Consider the following 18,868-nt stretch of genomic DNA (forward strand, 5'->3'; position numbering starts at 1 on the left):
ATCCTTGATTTCATTGAGCTTATTAAGCGCTTCGTAACGTGAGGCCGCTAGGGCCAGAAATTCTTCCTTGCTCATCTTAATTGGCTTTGTACTCAAGATAAGCCTTTTTCAAATTGTCTGCGACAATTTGAATTACACCCACTCGACATAACGCATACCTAAAGGTGAGTGATTCAGAAGAAGTCCAACAAGAAAACGCCTTTATGAGATTTGTGTCTAATGACTTGATAATGAAAAGTGGCTATGATTTTGATTTTGTGTATTTTGAATATATGTTTTGTCTTATTAATAACGCATCATTTGATGAAGATCAATTGAGCTTGGAAAACCAAAGTTGGGAAAATTACAAAAGGAAAATCCAAGAATCAGAATTTCTGAAAATTGTCAATAAACTTCGCGGGTATATCTGGATGACGAATGAGGAGTTCAATGGATATTTCTCTAAGTTTAAATTACTCGCATTAGAAAATCAGCTTTTAGTAGAAGAGGTTATTCTAGGGATTAGCTTGATTTGTTATTTAGACGAAAGAATAGACTTAGTAATCAATAAAAGGCACCTCATTGATGAAATTTTAGATTTCCAGCTTTTGAATACTACTAAATTTGATTCAATAGAACAACTCCGTTTCGAAGATACTTTGGAGACTATCGGAAAGAAATATCCTGATGTTCAGAAGATACTTTATGATAAATTTAAAGCAGCGACAGGAGAACAGTACCGTACCAAGCTTTTAGAAAAAATAGATGACCTTGACACATGGAAAGACGAGAATATAATACGTTCATATGTTGGCCTACTTTCGGCTAATGAACTCATTGAGATTATTGAATCTAAAATTAAAGATCGTCATTTTCTAGATGTGTTTGATAGAAGTGTCAAGAATGCATATTCTTTCAAAGACCTGAACAAAATGTATTTTAGTGCACACATGGAAAAATTAGCCGAAATTAAAAGTTATTTGGAGCGCAATCTTGGAAGTAAGCAGTTAATTGACCTTAGTTGGTTCAAACTGCTCATAGAATCATTGAATACAGCATTATCAAACTTCACAAACTAAACCAACTGTCTCGTCCTAAAATAGCTTTACATAGAATATCCATACCTCCCCCACATCCCATTCCCCAATTTCCTCGTATATTCACCCAAACGATTCTGCCTACATCAAACTCTAGATCGCATGCTCAACCTATCTGTCCTGCTTGAAGACAGCGCGCGGCGCTATCCACAAAAAACAGCCTATATTTTTGGCGAAGTTCAACTCAGTTTTGCCCAGGTCAACGGGGCGGCCAACCAAGTGGCCAATGGCCTGCGGGCGCAAGGCATTCAGCCGGGTGACAAAGTAGCCCTTAGTTGTTTCAACTTGCCCTATTTTCCGATCATCTATTTTGGGATTTTGAAAGCAGGTGCGGTAGTGGTGCCGCTCAGTGTACTGCTCAAAAAAGACGAAATTGTCTACCACCTCAGCGACAGTGAGGCCAAAGCATACTTTTGTTTTGTGGGCACACCCGATTTACCGATTGGCCAGATGGGGCACCAGGCCTTTGGCGAAGTGCCCAGCTGCGATCATTTTTTCCTCATCATGCCGCAGCCAACGGACGCACCAGCGATACCAGGCGTGGCCACCCTGGGCAGTTTGATGGCCGGGCAATCCCCCGCTGGACAAGCTTATGCCACTGGTGCTGAAGATACCGCCATCATCATTTACACTTCGGGTACTACGGGCCGCCCTAAAGGTGCTGAGCTGAGCCATAATAACCTCCTGCAAAACGCCATCCTTTCAGCCGATTTGGTGGGCATTCAGCCTGCGGATACTTTGTTGATTGTGCTGCCGCTTTTCCACATCTTTGCGATGACGGTACTGATGAATGCGGGTTTGTACCGTGGTGCCAGCAGTGTGCTGTTGCCACGTTTTGATGCTGAGGCAGTATTCGGGCTCATGGCCAAACACAAGGTCAGTGTTTTTGCCGGGGTGCCTACTATGTACTGGGGTTTGCTGAACTACCGGGAAGAGAAATTCGACTACCCGAGCATCTCGGCCCAGCTGCGCATTGCGGTGTCGGGTGGTGCTTCACTGCCTGTACAAGTACTCAATGATTTTGAAGCCCGCTTCAATGTGCCGATTATTGAAGGTTACGGCATGTCGGAAGGCTCACCAGTAGTGACCTTTAACCATCCGGATCGCCCGCGTAAGCCGGGGAGCATTGGTACTCCCGTTTGGGGTGTCGAAGTGAAACTGTTAGACGACAAAGGTCAAACCGTGCCAGTAGGGGAGAAGGGGCAATTGCTTTACCGGGGCCACAATGTGATGAAAGGGTATTACCGCAAGCCAGATGCTACCGCCGAATCCCTGCAAGATGGCTGGCTACACTCGGGTGATGTGGCGATTCAGGACGAAGACGGCTATTTTTACATTGTTGATCGCACCAAGGACATGATCATTCGGGGCGGCTTTAATGTGTATCCACGCGAGGTAGAAGAGGTGATGATTCAACACCCGGCCATTTCGCTAGTAGCAGTGATCGGGATACCCAACGATGAATACGGAGAAGAAATCAAGGCCTGTGTGGTATTGAAAGACGGAGCCAGTGCCAGCCCGGAGGAAATCATACAATGGACCGGCGAACGGATCGCGGCCTATAAATATCCCCGGGTGGTAGAGTTGTTGGATGCGCTGCCGATGAGTGCTACGGGTAAAATTTTGAAAAAGGAATTGCGAAAATAAGGGGCGATAAAAAATAAGTGATCATTTTGCCAGAGGATTAGATGAGTAAACGTTTCATTTTAAGTGTCTTATCTAATCCTTTGGCTCAGAAAAAATGATAACTTATTTTTGCCCACTACTAAGGTGTTTGGGCTAAGACCAGAGCATATTCCGGCCCGCCTTGATGTACTTTTTGACATTCAACCAAAAAGCCATCACCAGGTATACGATGATTGGTGACCCTAAGGTAACGAAGGAAGCGTAGATGAAATACAAACGCACCCGATCAGGAGATAGGCCCATTTTTTGACCAACGTAACTGCAAACGCCAAAGGCGGAGCGGGCCAGGAGGGATTTGACTTCTTTCATAGCTGTTGCTTAAAACATGGTTAACCAAAAGAACATGCAAATTAACGCAATATCGGTAAAAAGGTTGTACAAGCCGGGTATTTTCAAGTGCAACAAGAAAGAAGTATTTTAACCAGAGCGACATTTTTTAGCAAAAAGAACACAAAGACAGCACAAAGGGCCCAAAGTTAGACGTTGACTAGGGGCGATAAAAAAATAAATGTTCATTTTGCCATAGGATTAGATAAGAAAACGGTTCAATTTAAGTGTCTTATCTAATCCTATGGCTTAGGAAAAATGAACATTTATTTTTGCCCCACTACCTAGGCTTTGTATCCTTTGTGCTGCTTTGTGCTGAAAATCAAAAAAGATGTAAGCTACAACATTTCAACTCGCAGTTGTTTGAGTGCTCGGGTCATTTGGGTTTCTACCGTTTTGATGGAAATGCCAAGGCGATTGGCTATTTCCTGGTACTTGAGGCCCTCGTGGCGACTCAATTGGAATACGGTACGACATTGTGGCGGCAAACGTAAAATTGCAGAGTCAATTTTTTGCTGGGTTTCTCGTCCGATTAGGGTATCGTAGGCATCAGGCCCGGGGCAGGCCTGATCGTAAAGACAGTCGTCGGAATTGTGTTGTTGTTTTTTGGACTGGCGCTGCATATCGATGGCCATATTGCGCACACTGGCGTAGAGGTAATATTTTGCGGAAGTTTTGATGTTGATTTGAGCGCGATTTTTCCAAATTTTGTAAAATACTTCCGATACGGCCTCTTCGGCAGCTTGCGGACTGTGCAGGTAGCGGGTCGCGAAGCTGCACAATAGTACGTATTGGTTTTTAAAAAGGGCCTCAAAACTGGCCGAATCGCCTTGTTCCAGGGTTTGCTTGAACAACGTTTCGATGTGGTGGTTTTGTGCAGCCATAATGAAGTCCGTTTAGGAATTCCGAAGTTTATTTGGAAAATATCCCCATTCCCTGAAGAATACTCGAAATTAGTTCAATTCGTGGTATTTGTTTTGGTAAATGGCGATAAAATGCCTCAAAAATGTATGTAAACGTTTACGGAACTTTTTAGACGGGTAGATAAATCCCCTTCCTTTTTCTGAATTTGAGTAATATTGTAGGATCAACAAAAGCCAAGCCATGCCGCAAGTCAGCATAAAGGACATCGCCCGGATGCTCAACATCTCGGTTGCCACGGTATCGCGGGCCTTGCACAATCGGTATGATGTAAAACCTGAAACCAAACAAAAGGTCTTGGAACTGGCTGAGCGCTTGAATTACCGGCCGAGCTCACACGCCATTGGGTTGTTGAAAAAACGTACCCACACGATTGGTTTGGTCGTACCTGAGATTGACAACCAGTTTTTTTCGGAAATCATCAATGGACTGGAAAATGTAGCGTACCAGCAAGGCTACAACGTGATGATTTTCCAATCCCAAAACATCTACGAGCGGGAAGTAAAAATAATCGATCAATTGATTGGTGCAAGGGTAGACGGGATAGCCATCTCGATTGGTAGTTCTACCCTGGATTTTAAACACCTTAACATGCTCAAAGACCTAGATATTCCCCTCGCGATGTTCGATCGGGCCAATGATCAGGTGTATGGCCATAAAATCATCAACGACAATTTTGAAGGTGGGTACAAAGCGGGTGAGTTTTTGATCAAAAGTGGTCGGAAGCGGATTGCCCATATTGCTGGACCCTCTACGCTGAAGTTGACCCGCTTGCGCATGCAAGGGTTTAAAGCCGCACTGCGGGATGCCCAGATGGAGCTGCGCCCGGAATACCTAGTGCATACTACTTTTCGGATGGAAGATAGTCATCAAACGGCGCTGGACTTGTTGCATCTGCCTGAGCCCCCCGATGCCATTTTTGCGGTAAGTGATTATGTTGCCTTGGGTGTGCTCAAGGCTGCGCGGGAGTTGAACTTGCATGTCCCAAATGATTTGGCGCTAATTGGATTCACCAATCTTGCAGTAGGCCCTTTATTAGAACCTCCGCTTACCACCATCAGCCAACAATCTTATGAAATGGGAGAAGAAACGGCCCGCATCCTCCTCGAAAACATCGAATCTCCAGACAAAGACTTCAAATTACAAACACGGATTTTTAAACCGGAATTGGTTATTCGCAATTCTGTGTGAGCTGACAGCTGATTGCTCATAGCTGATCGCTTAAAAAAAAGAAACCCGCTCCGGCGAACCAAAGCGGGCTAGTTGGCATATGTCTATGCAGGAACTAGAGCGAAGCAGATTTGACCGTCTTGATGATCACTGCAGCCACTTTGTAGGGGTCAGCAGCGGAGTTTGGACGACGATCTTCCAAATAACCTTTCCAGCCTTTTTCAACGGTAACGACAGGGATGCGGATTGAAGCACCACGGTCAGATACACCATAGCTGAAGGCATCAATGGATTGAGTCTCGTGCTTACCCGTCAGGCGTAAGTGGTTATCTGGGCCGTAAACAGCGATGTGCTCGGCGATAACCGGACGGAAAGATTCGAGAACTTTTTCGTATGTTTCTTTACTTCCTGCAGTACGCAAGAGGGTATTTGAGAAGTTAGCGTGCATACCGGAGCCATTCCAGTCACCTTTTACAGGTTTGCAATGCCACTCGATGGAAAGGCCATGTTGTTCACCAACGCGCTCAAGCAAATAACGAGCAACCCAAATTTGGTCACCAGCAGATTTAGCACCTTTGGCAAAAATCTGGAATTCCCATTGGCCAGTAGCGACTTCTGCGTTGATCCCTTCAACGTTCAGGCCAGCCTCGAGGCAAATATCCAGGTGCTCTTCAATGATGTCGCGGCCATAAGCCTTGCCGTAACCAACGGAGCAATAGTATGGACCTTGTGGTGCCGGATAACCGTTTTCTGGGAAGCCCAGTGGTTTGCTGGTTGCAGGATCCCAAAGGAAATATTCTTGTTCAAAACCGAACCAAAAGTCGTCATCGTCATCTTCGATCATTGCACGACCATTGGATGGGTGTGCAGCACCATCGGCGCTCAGTACTTCGGTCATTACCAACCAGCCATTTTTGCGAGCTGGGTCTTGATACAAGGCAACAGGTTTCAGCAGACAGTCGGAGGAGTTACCTGGAGCTTGCTCCGTAGAGCTACCATCGAAAGACCACATTGGGCAATCTTCCAGTTTTCCGCTAAAATCTTCAACAATTTTTGTTTTACTGCGCAAGCTTTGCATAGGTTGATAGCCATCCAACCAAATGTACTCTAGTTTTGCTTTTGCCATGACTGCTTTTAGTTTAAAAATTTTGTGTTTAAGGTGAAAGGCAGAGTGCCCAAATACTGCAGAAGGCAGGTTTGAGCACTCTATCTCTATCTCATGTTTGAGTTAGAAGCTATACACAGCAGCCAAGAGGAATACTGAATTTGCCTTCAGTGCCTCATCGCTGTATGAGGTAAAGGTGCCAGTGGCTTTAGCGGAATCAAAACGCAATTCTGGGATGAAACGCAAGTTGCTCCCTACGGTAATGTTGCCAGAAATAGTCAGCGCAAAAATGTTATTGTCTTCTTCTCCAAAGAGGAAGCCATCTTTATCGCTGATGGTTTCAGCGCGCAACCCCATGAGGAAAGAATCGCTGAAAGCATACTTGGCATACAAAGCCGCACCTGACCAACTGGCATCGCCATCATCTGAGCTTAACATACGTGTAGAAGCGTTGAAACCCAATCCGAATTTTTCCGTTGCCTGAAAAGAAGCGGTAATGTCAAACTGATTGCTCATGATTTCAGGCGTATCTTCGGTTTCTTCGGCAAAGCGACCACCCAGATAGTTCAAGTAAGCGGAAAAATTGCCACCAGCGTAGGAAAGCTGGCCACCAATGTGTTGGCCTTTTACCACATCAATTTTGGTATCGGTATCGCTAAACATGCCCAACATCACTCCAAAGTTATCCGAAAGCGCAAGATTCGCTTTGATACCCGTATGGAAGAATGGGCCGTAAGAAAACTGGTATGAAGTACTGTAGTTCACATTGACGTTCGCATCAATGACCTCATAACCATAATAAGTACTGAAGTTACCCACTGTAAACTTCAACGCGTCGGTTGGCGAATAAGTGACAAACAATTGTTTGATGGCAGTCAGGGTAGTTACCTTCCCGTCTGCATCAAATCCACCATTGGCAGCTTCAGCACGAGGGCCGAATGCAATGTCAGCCACAAAACCTACTTTACCTTCTTTGGAGAAGATCACGTTGGCCATGCCCAAATTGAACGAGTTGTTGGATCCACCAGTAAAGCTAGTGGGGAGTGGTGCTTTTCCCGCCAGGAAATAGGCATCCACTGCACCTTTGATTTCAAATGGAGATTCTGGAATGGAGTCTCCTTCGTTCTGAATTCCTGCCGTTGCAAGATCAGTGTTACTAGCAAAAGAAATGTTTGCGAGAGAAGCAAACACAAATAGACATACTGCACTGTAAAAAATTCTCATGTTCAGATATTTGAGGGTTAGAGAAAGAACAAACCAACATTTGGGCACAACTTGAGATTGTGCTAACCCATTAATGCTCACCACGAATAGAGTGAATCTTAGTGGGTATGATGATAATCCATTCTCATCCTCTCAAAAATCATTTGAGAAAATGCGCAAGATGTTATACCTTTGCTCAGCTTTAGTTGAAAATGGATTACCGTTTTCTTTCGCAGGCTTCCAGATTCCCACAAATCTCGGAGGCCTTTTTTGTTTTTGTGCTCGACCTGATGGGGTCAACAATCAAAAAAAAATTGCTTTAGTTGAAAATCCAGCCTTGATACTCAAAGCCATTGCTGACGATGAGCCACTTCTTCCAGCCGGAATTGAAGTGAAACTTCATTGCTTGAATTGGTATCACTCGCCCACACAAGTGAAAGTTCAATCAATGGTTGTTCTTTAAAGTGGTAATTTGGCTAAGGGCAGGCGGGGTTTGTTGAGTAGCGCTTATTCGCTTGTTTGGTTATGGTCAGTTGACCTTGGCTTCATTTGATAATGTAAAAGTAGTTGCTGAGTTTGGCCCAAACTATTTATTTTTTGCTTTCAATGTGATGGCTAGCGCACTATTCTGTGTCTATAAACCATGTTAATTATTTGATTCGCAATTGTTTAAATAAGTTTTGTGCCTTTACGTCCAAGTCCACTTAATGGCTTGTTTTTTTATTAAAAATAAGTGAATTCAGCGTAAAAAATTTGCTTTTTCCCCCACATTGGACTAAAAATCTCTTTTCATTCGGATTATCACCAGAACTTAAATAGCTTACTTTATCTTCGCATGATAGCTCACTATCGCCATTCATTATGCGCAGTATACTCATTTTATCTTTTTTGCTGATTGTATCGCTGCCTTTGTTCGCCCAGCGACCCGATAGCCTTATCGTAGACCCAGTGCCAACGGATTTGCTGGAAGATTTTTTGCAAAATAGTGGTGCTGAATCAGGGGATTTTGATTTAAATGGCCAATTTGACCTTTTGGCTACTTTCCGAAAACGCCCGCTCAACATCAATCGTTGCGAGGAAGCTGACTTGCGTGAAATGGGCTTATTGAACGATATTCAAATCAACAACTTGCTACAATACCGCAAGACTGCCGGGCCGCTCTTGGCTTTATATGAGTTGCAGGTGATTCCTGGTTTTGACTTGGCACTCATTCGCCGCATTATACCTTATCTGACCACAGGTGGTGATTTGGATGATTTTCAGGCTTCCATTTTGGAAATGATCGGTGATGGCCGCAATGAGGTTCAGATGCGTTGGTCACGCGTAATGGAAGAACAGGCAGGATACGCCAATCCAGAATCCGAACAATCTTACCTAGGCGATCCCAATCAGTTGTTTGTCCGTTGGCGGCACACCTATTACAATCGTTTGAGTTTTGGCATTACGGCGGAGAAGGATCGGGGGGAAGCTTTTTTTACAGGAAACAACCGCCAGGGTTTTGACTTTTATTCAGCGCATTTTTTCCTGAACAATTACCGCAAAAAACTAAAAGCACTCGCACTGGGGGATTTTAATGCCAGTTTTGGCCAGGGTTTGATTTTATTTTCGGGTTTCAGCACAGGTAAAAATGCGGCGTCTACTTTGGTCAAACGCAATGCGCGTAACCTTCGCCCTTATGCTTCAGCCAACGAAGCCAACTATTTGCGTGGCGCAGGTGTCAGCTATGCCTTGAGCAACCAATTAGAGGTAACCGCTTTTTATTCTAGTCGCTTGCGGGATGGCAATGTCAATGGAGTGGACACGCTAGATGAAGAAGTAGCCAGCTTCAGTTCTTTTATTGACGCCGGATTTCACCGGACAGCGCGTGAAATTGAAGATAAAAACAGTGTGCGTCAGAACATCAGTGGCCTGTCGCTACAGTACCACAGTGGGGCTTACCGATTGGGCCTCAATAGTGTTTACCATCGTTTTGACCGGGCATTGACCCTCAATCCACAACCCTACAACCGCTTTTATTTCCAAGGGCAATCCCTGCTCAACACCAGTTTAGATTACTCTGCGCGTTGGGGCAATCTGAATGCGTTTGGCGAAACGGCCTGGAGCGACAATGGCGCCGTCGCCACCGTTAACGGACTGCTGATGACCCTGGATCGGAAAATGGATGCAGCGCTGGTTTACCGCCGTTATCCACGCAATTTCCAGGCGCTGGGCGCGGCTGCTTTTGGCGAAACCGATGGAGGTCGCAACGAGGAAGGGGTGTACATGGGCTTAGAAATTCGGCCTCGCACTGGCTGGACTGTTAATGCCTATTATGACGTGTGGCGGCACCCTTGGCTGCGCTTTCAGGTGGATGCACCCTCTCGAGGTACCGAATGGCGCCTGCGGCTCACTTATGAAAAACGCCGTCGAATGCGGGCTTTCATCGAGTTGCGCCAGGAAAACAAAGAAGAAAATGCTTTTGGAAACGAAACTGCTTACAACATACTTGCGCCCACCCGTTTGCTGCAACTGCGCACTTATGTCAGCAACCAGGTAAGTAAAGCAGTAGAGCTGCGCACCCGCGCCGATTGGGGGTATTGGGATGGGGGAGTTGGGGCGAGGGAGTTTGGTTTTGCGGTATTGCAGGATGTAATTGTCCATCCCATCGGCTTTCCATTGTCTTTTTCGACTCGTTTCGCCTTGTTTGATACGGACAGTTACAATGTGCGGTTTTATTATTACGAAAACGACCTACTCAATACCTTCTCCATTCCGCCTTATTACAACCGGGGCTCACGGGTATATCTGAATTTGCGTTATCGACCAGTCTCTGCTTTAACGATAGAAGCCCGTTTTGCCCAAACTTTTTGGTCCAATCAAACCCAGATCGGAAGCGGCCTGGAGCTGATCGAAGGGCAACGGAGAACCCAGTTGAGTGCTCAAATTAAGTATGTGTTTTAGGGCGATCAGCTATCAGCCATCAGCAATGAGCAATCAGCTCTCAGTAAAACGGATAGCTGATTGCTGAAAGCTGACTGCTGATTGCTTATCTTTGCGCCTCAAAAAACCCAAACATGGAATTGTACAAGGAATTCAGCTTTGACTCTGCCCATTTTTTGCCCAATGTACCAGCAGGCCACAAGTGTGCACACATGCATGGGCACACCTATTATGTGAAGATACTTTTGGAGGGGCCGCTGGATCCACATTTGGGCTGGGTAGTAGACTTTGCAGAGGTGAAAAATGCCTGGGAACCGCTGGAAAAAATCCTGGATCACAAAATGCTCAATGACATCCCCGGACTGGAAAACCCAACCGCAGAGGTCATCGCGGTGTGGATATGGGATCGCCTCAAACCTAAATTGGCTCAACTCAAATCTATTGAAGTAAAGGAGACGCCAAATACAGGTGTGATTTATGATGGTAAATAGTAAAATTTGTTGATTTTTGTTGCCAGACGATTTTAGCCTTACCAGATACCTAATATACTTATGCAAAGCATCCAGCAAACTACCGATACCATCCTGATGGTCCGTCCAGCTCATTTTGGATTCAATGAGGAAACGGCATCCAACAATGCCTTCCAAGTCAATGACCAAAGCCTGAGTGTGATAGAAATTCAAGAAAAGGCCAAAGCTGAATTTGACACCTTTGTTGTAAAGCTTCGTGCGGCTGGAGTCAATGTAATCATCGTGGAAGATACGGCTGAGCCCATTACTCCGGATGCAGTTTTCCCCAATAACTGGGTTACTTTTCATCAGGATGGGCTGATCATTACTTATCCCATGTACGCGACCAAGCGCCGCCTGGAACGCCGCGAAGATGTACTCAATAACCTGTCTGGGCAGTTCGCCATTACCAATCACGTGCGGATGGAGGGCCACGAAGCCCAAGATAAATTCCTGGAAGGCACTGGAAGTATGATTTTGGATCGCCCCAATCGACTGGTGTACGCGTGCTTGAGTCCGCGTACTGATCCCGAATTGTTGGAGGAGTTTTCCCGAATCACCGGATATACACCCGTGCTTTTTCATGCGGTGGATGGCCAGGGGCAGGATATTTACCATACCAATGTGATGATGGCCCTGGGTGAGACTTTTGTGGTGATTGTGATGGATAGCATTCGGGATGCCGAGGATAAGTCAGATTTGTTGTCCTATTTTGATGCCACGGGCAAAGAAGTCATCGACCTGAGTCTTGAACAAATGATGTCTTTTGCGGGCAATATGTTGCAGGTGCGCAATACGAGTGGTGAGACCTATTTGGTCATGTCGACCCAAGCTTACGAATCCTTAAAGCCAGATCAAATTGCCAAAATTGAAAAACATACCCGGATTTTGCACAGTCCGATTAAAACCATTGAAACTTATGGTGGTGGAAGTGCGCGGTGTATGATGGCGGAGGTGTTTTTGCCACATAGGTCATAGCCACACTAATCGTTGCCATTTCAAAAAATTAGGGCTGCCTCCATTGGAAGCAGCCCCTTTTTTATCCTAAAAATGGAGATTAGTCCATGTCTTAATTGAAGATGTAACGTACACCCAATTGGGCTTGCCAAACGCTGTTCACGTTGATGGTTTTTACAAATGGAGTATCGAGCAGAATAGTCTGACCACCTACAACTCTGGTTGCCATACGCAAATTAGGTGTTCCATCTGCAGCAACACTGGCCACTGAAAGTGGGTTAGCATTGTTAAAGTTACCAGCAGTAAGTTGATTGCCTATACCCCAGGCATCATTGATCATGTTGCCAAAGTTCAGGATGTCCGCACGGAACTGGAAGGTGTTTTTTGTCCCACCAATTTTGATGTATACTTCCTGCATCACAGTAAGGTCAAAACGAGTTAACCAGGGCAAGAAACCTCCGTTGCGCTCTGCATACTGACCCCGACGGGTTTTGAGGTAGTCATCTGCTTCAATGAAGGCATTAAAGGCAGTTTGTTGCTCGGCAGGGGAAAAAGTTTTGCCCCCAGAGGTAAAGCTCGCGAAAGTAAGCTCAGAAGCATTGTTGGGAATATAGATCAGGTCGTTGGTTTGACCATCGCCGTTCAGGTCATTACCATAAATGTAGTTGATTTTAGAGCCGCTTGCCGCAACACCACCTAAGGTAATTTCCGTGGCACCACCAAATTTACCACCATAGTTGATGCGATAATTGACAAAACCTACAAAACGGTGACGCAAATCGTTGTCAGAGAAAGAAGCTTCCAAGTAGTTTTGGCCACCTACAGTTGGTGCATTGGCTTGTACTGTGCTACCTACCGACTGGAGGTCAGTTGATCTAGCATAGGTATAACCAATCATCCCTCCAAAGCCTTTAACTGCTGGTTTTTCCAACTTCGCAGTGAAGGAGTACGAATACCCATCCTGGGTATTGGACAGGATGAAAGCGTTGTTAATGGCTTTATTGATAAAACGACCCGCCGATGCAGGGAAACGATCGCGGGTATCAGCACCGGCAAGGCTACGGTCTGGCCCATTCAGGTTAGCATCGATGTAACGCAGGCCCTGGATTACCTTGTTGTACAAACCTTCTACGGTCAGCACTAGACCAAGTGGCAACTGCTGGTCGATGGCCAGGTTGTTTTTCCACAAGGTAGGGTACTTCAAATCTTCTTTTGAAGCGTTGATTACGTAAGGTGGCAACTTGGTAATGTCGGTATTATCAGGAGCAAAATCACTAGGATCAGTAGTAAACGGATACGCAGTGGTACTCGTTTGGTTGATTATCGCAGTGTTCACCCCGTTGTTACCCAATTGGTTGGATACCAATACTTGTGGAATGCGAGAAACGAAGATACCCGTTCCACCACGTACCTGGGTTTTTTGATTGCCCTTTACATCCAGGTTGAAACCTACTCGTGGAGACAACTGCAAGTTGGCCTTAGGGAAAGCGCCGGTATTAATGGTCAGGTTTTCGTTGTTCTCATCTTTGAATGTCAGCGCCCCTACAACTGGGTTGAAGAAGTCTTCAGCCGTACCGTTGTCGTATTTGAACAAGTCAGCTCGCAAGCCCATCGTCAATTTGAAACGTTTGGACACTTGCAGTTCATCCTGTACATATCCGGTAAAAGTAGACACCTTCAAAACCTGTAGTGGCTCGCCACCTCCAGGCAACAAGGAATAACGCAAGTTGTAACGGTTGACGGTAACTGGTGATACCGGGTTGCTTGGATCATTTTTGAACTGCAGTGCTGCAGTTTTGAAATCATCGATCGAGTTGTACACGTACACCCCGTTAGAAGCTGGGAAAAATACGTTGTTGGATTGGAAGTACTCATAACCCAAACCGAGGGTAAAATAGTGCTTCTTCACCGAAATGTTGTAGTTGTTGATCAGGTTGAGCGTACTATAGTTCAACTGGTTGTTCGGCGTAAAGGGGTCGAAACCTACGGAAGTGTAGGTAGTTCCATCCTTCAGAATGTCTACCGTTGGGAAGAGGTTGGCGTTGCGATACTTGCGGTCTTCATTTTGTTTGTTGAAGGTCGCCACAAAGTTGTTCGACGTTTTGTTGCTCAACACAGAGTTCAACTCGAAGGCAACCGAACGGGTGTTGTCCTTGATGATGTAGCCAGTGTTTTCACCAGAAATAGCCAATGCAGAGTTCTGGCGGTTACCATTACCTGCGGTGTTGCTACTGTTGGAGCCACTGATTAGCGATTCTGACTCCGAGTTGTGGTGAGAATAACGCAATGAGGCTTTGTGCTTCTGGCTGATGTTGTAATCCAAACGCACGATGCCTTTGCGGCTGGTTACGTCATTGTTGAAGTTGTCCAACTGGCCTAAATCATAATTGAAGTTGGTCTGCAAAAAGCTGCTCAAATCCTGTAAGTCGGATTCAGTTACCCGAGATACGTTGCCGGTTGCACCTGGACGGTTCAATTGCCAGGTCAAAGCAGGGTTGGAGCTTTTGAACTGCTCACCGTTTATGAAGAAAAACAGTTTGTTTTTCACGATTGGTCCACCCAGGCGGAAACCAGTCGTTTTTTCATCAATGGTAACCGCAGGAATGGTCAGACCATCAGCTTTTTCTCCTACCAAGTCCTGGGTACGCCAGATGTGGTAAGCTGAACCCGAGAATTCATTGGTACCAGAGCGAGTAACAGCATTGATGCCTGCACCTGCAAAGCCCGACTGCCGAACGTCAAAAGGCGCAATGTTTACTTGCAATTCTTCCAATGCATCCAGAGAAATTGCAGTAGTACCCGTACGACCACCAGCCTGAGCCGAAGAACCCAAACCAAAACCGTTGTTGAACACCGAACCGTCGATGGTAAAGTTGTTGAAACGGCTGTCCTGGCCAGCAAAAGAGCGACCATTGCTATAAGCATTGTATTTGGTAATGTCGTCTATGGTACGGCCAATGGTAGGCAAGCTGTTGATGGCTTTGGTGTCGTATTGAACTGCAGCACCAGTACGATCGCTCGAGAAGATAGCGTTCTTACCCGCGCTGATCACAACGTCGTCCAGGGTCACTGATTGTTCCGCCAACTCAACGTTGATGGTTGCAGCAGTACCGAGGCTGATGTAAATGTTTTCTTTTACTTGGTCGGCGAATCCGGTGTAAGTCACCGTAATTTTGTAGGGCCCCCCTACACGCATACCTGGCATGCGGTAAGAACCGTCCAGGTCAGTAGCGGTACCGTACGATGTACCCGAAGGAACGTGTACTGCAACCACGTTGGCACCAATCAGGGCTTCTCCTTTGGTGTCGGTAATGATACCGGTCATCGCGGAAGAAGTCACCTGAGCAAAAGCGCCCAATTGCGCAGCCAGAATAACAACTACTGTGCAAAGCGCTTTAAACAGGTTAGCAAGCTTCATAAACTAGTTAAATTTGGTGATGGAATGAGTAAATACTAATCACGACGCAAAATTAACTCACGGTTTTGAAATCAACATTAACTCATCGTTAGTTTTATGATTAAAAATCAATCGATTATAAAAAAAATCCCTATGTTAATTTTATTGTAAAAATATTGTTACTAAGAATAAAAGAAATTGTCACCTGAATTTCACGTGGTAAAATTTTTTGATTCGCTTGAAAACTTAGAAAAAGCTACCGAAAAAAAAGTTAACATAAATTTAACATTGAAGAGTAAACCAGAAACATTTAGAAAAAGAGAATGCTTGATTGAACGATGGACGGGACCCTGAAGCGTTCAATCAAGCATTTTTAGTCTATTTTTTAATCGAATTATTCCAACTGCAATTTTTGGTTGGGCCAAACCACATCGAACGCACCCATCTTGTTAAGTGTCCGAAGACGATCTGCCGATACTTGATATTGATCAGCAATGGTTTCCAGCGTGTCATTTGTTCCTACCAAGTGAACACGTCGACCATTTTCATAAATCAAAGCTCCTGGAGTGCCAAGATTGGTATTCGGGTTGTTCGGCACACCACCCCTAGCGCTGTAATCATAACTATTGGGTATTGCCGAGGAGTTGGCGGCATTGGGGTCGTACTGGTCTTCGCGCCGATAATTGTAGGCGCCGGGGTTATAGGTGCCAGAATTATAGGTACCAGAATTATAAGTGTCAGGATTATAAGTACCAGGGTTATAAGTACCAGGGTTATAAGTGGTGTTGCCATTATAGTCGTAGCTATTCGGCGTATTGGTGTTCGGCATATTGGTATTCACAGAACGATCCTGTGGAATGTATTTGGGCACCGCAGAGCTGTAATCCTGAGCACCACTTGTGGTATAGTTCCCCACATTGTTGGACTGCTCGAATGAATTAGGAGGTGGAGGGCCCATTGTGGTGCTGTTGAGGCAAGGATTTACATTGAGTATATAACCAGCGGGAACAGGGTCTTGTGGGCCCAGGTTGTTCATCGAACGCAAACGCGCTTCGGTCAAACCATAATAATTGGCGATGCTAGCAAGGGCCTCACCAGATAAGAGGGTATGATTTTGAAGCCCAGTTTGCCAACCCTGAACGGAGCGCTCAGTCATTTGACCGTATTGTGGAGGCACATTATTGCTGGCCACATACGGTGCTGGTGTACCAATGCTGAGGCTGGTACCTACTGCAATCAAATCAGATTGCAGGTAGTTCCACGCCTTGATGTCGTCAACGGTGACGTTGTACAACTTCGCGATGCGGTAAAGACTTTCTCCCTTTTTTACGGAGTGGGTTCTGCTACTCTGGTTAAGCGCAGCGGTATTGTTGAGATTGCTGTTGGTCTCCGGCGCATAAACGGGTTCCCTATTGGGGTTGTTGTTGGCATTGTAACCTGGATTGGGTAACAAGGGGGGAGGAGCAACGTAGGTTTGTGCCATTACCCAAAGCGGAGTGCACATCAGCAAGTACAGCGTAATTGAATTTTTTTTCATATTGATTGCCTTTGAATATCAAGGCAATTTGGGAGTTTTTATTCAAAAAAACAACAATTCTGAAAAGAAAGGAGTAAGACTGATAGGAAATAGTTCAAATTTCATTTTGCACCAAACCCTTACTCACTGCGTAAAGCACTAGCTCCGAAGAAGAGCTGATTTGCAATTTCTTCATGATGTTTTTGCGGTGGGTGTAAACGGTGTGCGTACTCAGGTTGAGTGTATCGGCAATTTCTTTGGCAATCAGGCCTTTGGCAGAGAGTTGTACAATTTGAATTTCACGGGCGGAAAGAGGGGTAGGAGCACAATTGACCTCGGTTTCCTTGGCAAAGGATTTCTCCAGTAAAAAATCAATTACCCGACTGCAAAAAAACTTATCTCCTTTGAGCGTAGCCTGAGCTGCTTCGAGGATTTCGCCAAGGCCGCATGTTTTGGTCAAAAAACTGGTGACCCCTAACTCCAGTACCTGTGCAATACTGTCTTTGCGGGTATCCGCACTGATGACCAATACCTGTGTATGTGGCGAAACGGTTTTGATTTTGGCGATCGAGCTGGGACGGAAACTTTCGGATTGGCTGTAATCAATGAGGACCAAATCGGCTTTATTGACCCGTAGGGAGGCAATCATTTCCTCTTCATTGCACACTTCCGCTACAATCAGGTATTGTTCCTTCTGGCCTAGTAGCTGGCGCAAGGCCAGTCGGACCAAAGGTTGTTCATCTGCCAGTAATACGGAATATTGCTTCATGGTTGATATAACTATATCCACGAAGGTACGGTTTTTTTTTGCGGATGCAAAATTTATTTAGACTACGTTTAAATAGCGTGTCAGATGCCCTATAAATGCTGGATTATTGTTCTGGAGACAAGTCCTTGAACTGGTCTTTAGGTTTAAATTCTTCAGGAGTGGGATCTCCTTCTTCAAACATCACCCGCAGTTTGTATTTGGAGCCCAAAGAACTGATCAATGGACCCATCATGGTATTGAGCACTTCACGGGCCTGTATTTTGGCTTTGTCCATCGCATCGGCATTCAGGGCATCGCGGCGAAACTCTTGACGCAATACATTGAATGCTTTATTCAAATCGTCACTTTGGATTTCGCGCAACCAACCGATGCTCATGCGGTCCATTTTGGGGTACACCTCGTGGGAGAGAATGATTGGTTCAGGCAGGGTGACGGTGACCAGTTTACTTTTGCCATTGAGTTTGATGTCGAAATAATCGTCGAGTTTGAAACCAATTTTGAGGATGCTGATGGCAGTGATTTCCAGGTCGGTAGAGGACACGGCAAAGCCCCATACTTTGGTCTGGAATTGTTTGGTTAAGCCCTTTTTGTCCCGTATTTCAAAAGTGGCCAGCTCGGACACCACTTTTTCCACCCGTTCCTGCAAAAGACCTCGGGATCGACCGAAGTCTTCTACGGCAGCCCGCTCTTCGATGCGTTTCATCAAAGGTGCCAGGGCTTCAGTGAGTGCAATCCCACAAGGTGTATCTACTCTTTTACCCTTGGCATAAAAAGCACCGTCCTTCATCGGGATGAGGCCGCCCATCACGTTATTGACCAAATAGCAGGTATATTTGGCGGCTACTTCATACCAGATTTGTGCAGCGTTTTTGAAACCATTGTCGTACCAGGTTTGGTACAAACTGCTGGTGGTGTCTTTGATGGCTAAAAAATCATCGAAGTACAAGTTGCGCAAGTAGTCATGGTGCTTGTCGTATTCGTTGGGAAGTTGTTTTTTTACTGACTCACTGAGCCCCATACGATTGGCGGTGTGATTCAGGATGGCCATGTTCATGTCGTACACCAGTTGGTTGAATTCCCGGCGGTACCGTTTGGGATTGGTCAGGATGGCCAGGGCGTCTTCTTCGTCGATGTCGAAGTTGAAATCGGCAGGCAGGTAATTCAATTGAAATTCCTTAGGCACAGTAGTGACATCGCCACTCATGGCACCTTTAGGCAAATATTTATAGGCAATCAAGCCAAACAAGGCAATCACCAGGATAGCCAAAAAAGTTTGGCTGATGCGCAAACGGGAGTCACCACCTTCAGACATA

General features: G+C 45.6%; 15 protein-coding genes. 7 read left to right on the plus strand and 8 right to left on the minus strand.

Annotation, left to right across the window (positions count from 1 at the left end):
- Positions 1 to 164: 164 nt before the first annotated feature.
- Positions 165 to 1,058 carry a hypothetical protein gene (locus tag ACEW9O_RS02780; protein WP_373548594.1) on the plus strand — a complete coding sequence of 298 codons (894 nt, stop codon included), beginning with the start codon at positions 165 to 167 and terminating at the stop codon, positions 1,056 to 1,058.
- Between the two features lie 120 nt (positions 1,059 to 1,178).
- Entirely contained in the window at positions 1,179 to 2,723 is a 1,545-nt protein-coding gene (locus tag ACEW9O_RS02785) for a long-chain fatty acid--CoA ligase (RefSeq protein WP_373548595.1), read from the plus strand.
- A gap of 132 nt (positions 2,724 to 2,855) precedes the next feature.
- On the opposite strand, the gene ACEW9O_RS02790 is transcribed toward ACEW9O_RS02785, so the two are convergent.
- Together ACEW9O_RS02790 and ACEW9O_RS02795 are read right to left on the minus strand one after the other, a co-directional pair.
- Entirely contained in the window at positions 2,856 to 3,071 is a 216-nt protein-coding gene (locus tag ACEW9O_RS02790; RefSeq protein WP_320030447.1) for a PspC domain-containing protein, read from the minus strand.
- 356 nt (positions 3,072 to 3,427) lie between these two features.
- Complete coding sequence (locus ACEW9O_RS02795) at positions 3,428 to 3,973, minus strand: RNA polymerase sigma-70 factor (protein ID WP_373548596.1); 546 nt, start codon at positions 3,971 to 3,973, stop codon at positions 3,428 to 3,430.
- A 220-nt stretch (positions 3,974 to 4,193) separates the two neighbouring features.
- Between ACEW9O_RS02795 and ACEW9O_RS02800 the strand changes: the two genes are divergently transcribed.
- Positions 4,194 to 5,201, plus strand: a complete 1,008-nt coding sequence (locus ACEW9O_RS02800) for a LacI family DNA-binding transcriptional regulator (protein WP_373548597.1) — start codon at positions 4,194 to 4,196, stop codon at positions 5,199 to 5,201.
- 94 nt (positions 5,202 to 5,295) lie between these two features.
- Here the strand turns inward: ACEW9O_RS02800 and ACEW9O_RS02805 are convergent, their stop codons facing one another.
- Both ACEW9O_RS02805 and ACEW9O_RS02810 read right to left on the minus strand, forming a co-directional pair.
- Positions 5,296 to 6,306 (minus strand): glutamine synthetase beta-grasp domain-containing protein, encoded by a 1,011-nt coding sequence (locus tag ACEW9O_RS02805; protein WP_373548598.1) that lies wholly within the window; start codon positions 6,304 to 6,306, stop codon positions 5,296 to 5,298.
- Between the two features lie 102 nt (positions 6,307 to 6,408).
- Positions 6,409 to 7,509 (minus strand): porin, encoded by a 1,101-nt coding sequence (locus ACEW9O_RS02810; RefSeq protein WP_373548599.1) that lies wholly within the window; start codon positions 7,507 to 7,509, stop codon positions 6,409 to 6,411.
- 151 nt (positions 7,510 to 7,660) lie between these two features.
- On the opposite strand from ACEW9O_RS02810, the gene ACEW9O_RS02815 reads away from it, so the two are divergent.
- From ACEW9O_RS02815 to ctlX, 4 genes are all read left to right on the plus strand, one after another.
- Positions 7,661 to 7,951: a hypothetical protein gene (locus tag ACEW9O_RS02815; protein WP_373548600.1), complete on the plus strand. Its 291-nt coding sequence runs from the start codon at positions 7,661 to 7,663 to the stop codon at positions 7,949 to 7,951.
- Between the two features lie 398 nt (positions 7,952 to 8,349).
- Positions 8,350 to 10,428: a ComEA family DNA-binding protein gene (locus tag ACEW9O_RS02820; protein WP_373548601.1), complete on the plus strand. Its 2,079-nt coding sequence runs from the start codon at positions 8,350 to 8,352 to the stop codon at positions 10,426 to 10,428.
- A 113-nt stretch (positions 10,429 to 10,541) separates the two neighbouring features.
- A complete protein-coding gene (gene queD / locus ACEW9O_RS02825) occupies positions 10,542 to 10,898 on the plus strand; it encodes a 6-carboxytetrahydropterin synthase QueD (protein WP_373548602.1) in 357 nt (118 codons plus the stop codon).
- 60 nt (positions 10,899 to 10,958) lie between these two features.
- Positions 10,959 to 11,894: a citrulline utilization hydrolase CtlX gene (ctlX, locus tag ACEW9O_RS02830; RefSeq protein WP_373548603.1), complete on the plus strand. Its 936-nt coding sequence runs from the start codon at positions 10,959 to 10,961 to the stop codon at positions 11,892 to 11,894.
- Positions 11,895 to 11,985: 91 nt separating this feature from the next.
- Here the strand turns inward: ctlX and ACEW9O_RS02835 are convergent, their stop codons facing one another.
- The 4 genes from ACEW9O_RS02835 to ACEW9O_RS02850 all read right to left on the minus strand — a co-directional run bounded on the left by ACEW9O_RS02835 (position 11,986) and on the right by ACEW9O_RS02850 (position 18,867).
- Positions 11,986 to 15,291, minus strand: coding sequence for a carboxypeptidase regulatory-like domain-containing protein (locus tag ACEW9O_RS02835; protein ID WP_373548604.1), 3,306 nt, complete (start codon positions 15,289 to 15,291; stop codon positions 11,986 to 11,988).
- A 373-nt stretch (positions 15,292 to 15,664) separates the two neighbouring features.
- Entirely contained in the window at positions 15,665 to 16,807 is a 1,143-nt protein-coding gene (locus ACEW9O_RS02840; protein ID WP_373548605.1) for a LysM peptidoglycan-binding domain-containing protein, read from the minus strand.
- A gap of 94 nt (positions 16,808 to 16,901) precedes the next feature.
- Positions 16,902 to 17,555, minus strand: coding sequence for a LuxR C-terminal-related transcriptional regulator (locus tag ACEW9O_RS02845; protein ID WP_373548606.1), 654 nt, complete (start codon positions 17,553 to 17,555; stop codon positions 16,902 to 16,904).
- 103 nt (positions 17,556 to 17,658) lie between these two features.
- On the minus strand, positions 17,659 to 18,867 hold the full coding sequence (locus ACEW9O_RS02850; protein ID WP_373548607.1) for a DUF4230 domain-containing protein: 1,209 nt from the start codon (positions 18,865 to 18,867) through the stop codon (positions 17,659 to 17,661).
- Position 18,868 lies beyond the last annotated feature (1 nt).

Source organism: Haliscomenobacter sp. (assembly GCF_041740695.1).
In the GTDB taxonomy this organism is placed as follows: Bacteria; Bacteroidota; Bacteroidia; order Chitinophagales; family Saprospiraceae; genus Haliscomenobacter.

Bases quoted from the DNA above. Each gene is read 5' to 3' on its own strand.
- ACEW9O_RS02815 (WP_373548600.1), top strand. From the start codon at position 7,661: ATGCGCAAGATGTTATACCTTTGCTCAGCTTTAGTTGAAAATGGATTA.
- ACEW9O_RS02805 (WP_373548598.1), bottom strand. From the start codon at position 6,306: ATGGCAAAAGCAAAACTAGAGTACATTTGGTTGGATGGCTATCAACCT.
- ACEW9O_RS02810 (WP_373548599.1), bottom strand. From the start codon at position 7,509: ATGAGAATTTTTTACAGTGCAGTATGTCTATTTGTGTTTGCTTCTCTC.
- ACEW9O_RS02850 (WP_373548607.1), bottom strand. From the start codon at position 18,867: ATGTCTGAAGGTGGTGACTCCCGTTTGCGCATCAGCCAAACTTTTTTG.
- ACEW9O_RS02845 (WP_373548606.1), bottom strand. From the start codon at position 17,555: ATGAAGCAATATTCCGTATTACTGGCAGATGAACAACCTTTGGTCCGA.
- ACEW9O_RS02835 (WP_373548604.1), bottom strand. From the start codon at position 15,291: ATGAAGCTTGCTAACCTGTTTAAAGCGCTTTGCACAGTAGTTGTTATT.
- ACEW9O_RS02790 (WP_320030447.1), bottom strand. From the start codon at position 3,071: ATGAAAGAAGTCAAATCCCTCCTGGCCCGCTCCGCCTTTGGCGTTTGC.
- queD (WP_373548602.1), top strand. From the start codon at position 10,542: ATGGAATTGTACAAGGAATTCAGCTTTGACTCTGCCCATTTTTTGCCC.
- ACEW9O_RS02820 (WP_373548601.1), top strand. From the start codon at position 8,350: ATGCGCAGTATACTCATTTTATCTTTTTTGCTGATTGTATCGCTGCCT.
- ACEW9O_RS02840 (WP_373548605.1), bottom strand. From the start codon at position 16,807: ATGAAAAAAAATTCAATTACGCTGTACTTGCTGATGTGCACTCCGCTT.
- ACEW9O_RS02795 (WP_373548596.1), bottom strand. From the start codon at position 3,973: ATGGCTGCACAAAACCACCACATCGAAACGTTGTTCAAGCAAACCCTG.
- ctlX (WP_373548603.1), top strand. From the start codon at position 10,959: ATGCAAAGCATCCAGCAAACTACCGATACCATCCTGATGGTCCGTCCA.
- ACEW9O_RS02800 (WP_373548597.1), top strand. From the start codon at position 4,194: ATGCCGCAAGTCAGCATAAAGGACATCGCCCGGATGCTCAACATCTCG.
- ACEW9O_RS02785 (WP_373548595.1), top strand. From the start codon at position 1,179: ATGCTCAACCTATCTGTCCTGCTTGAAGACAGCGCGCGGCGCTATCCA.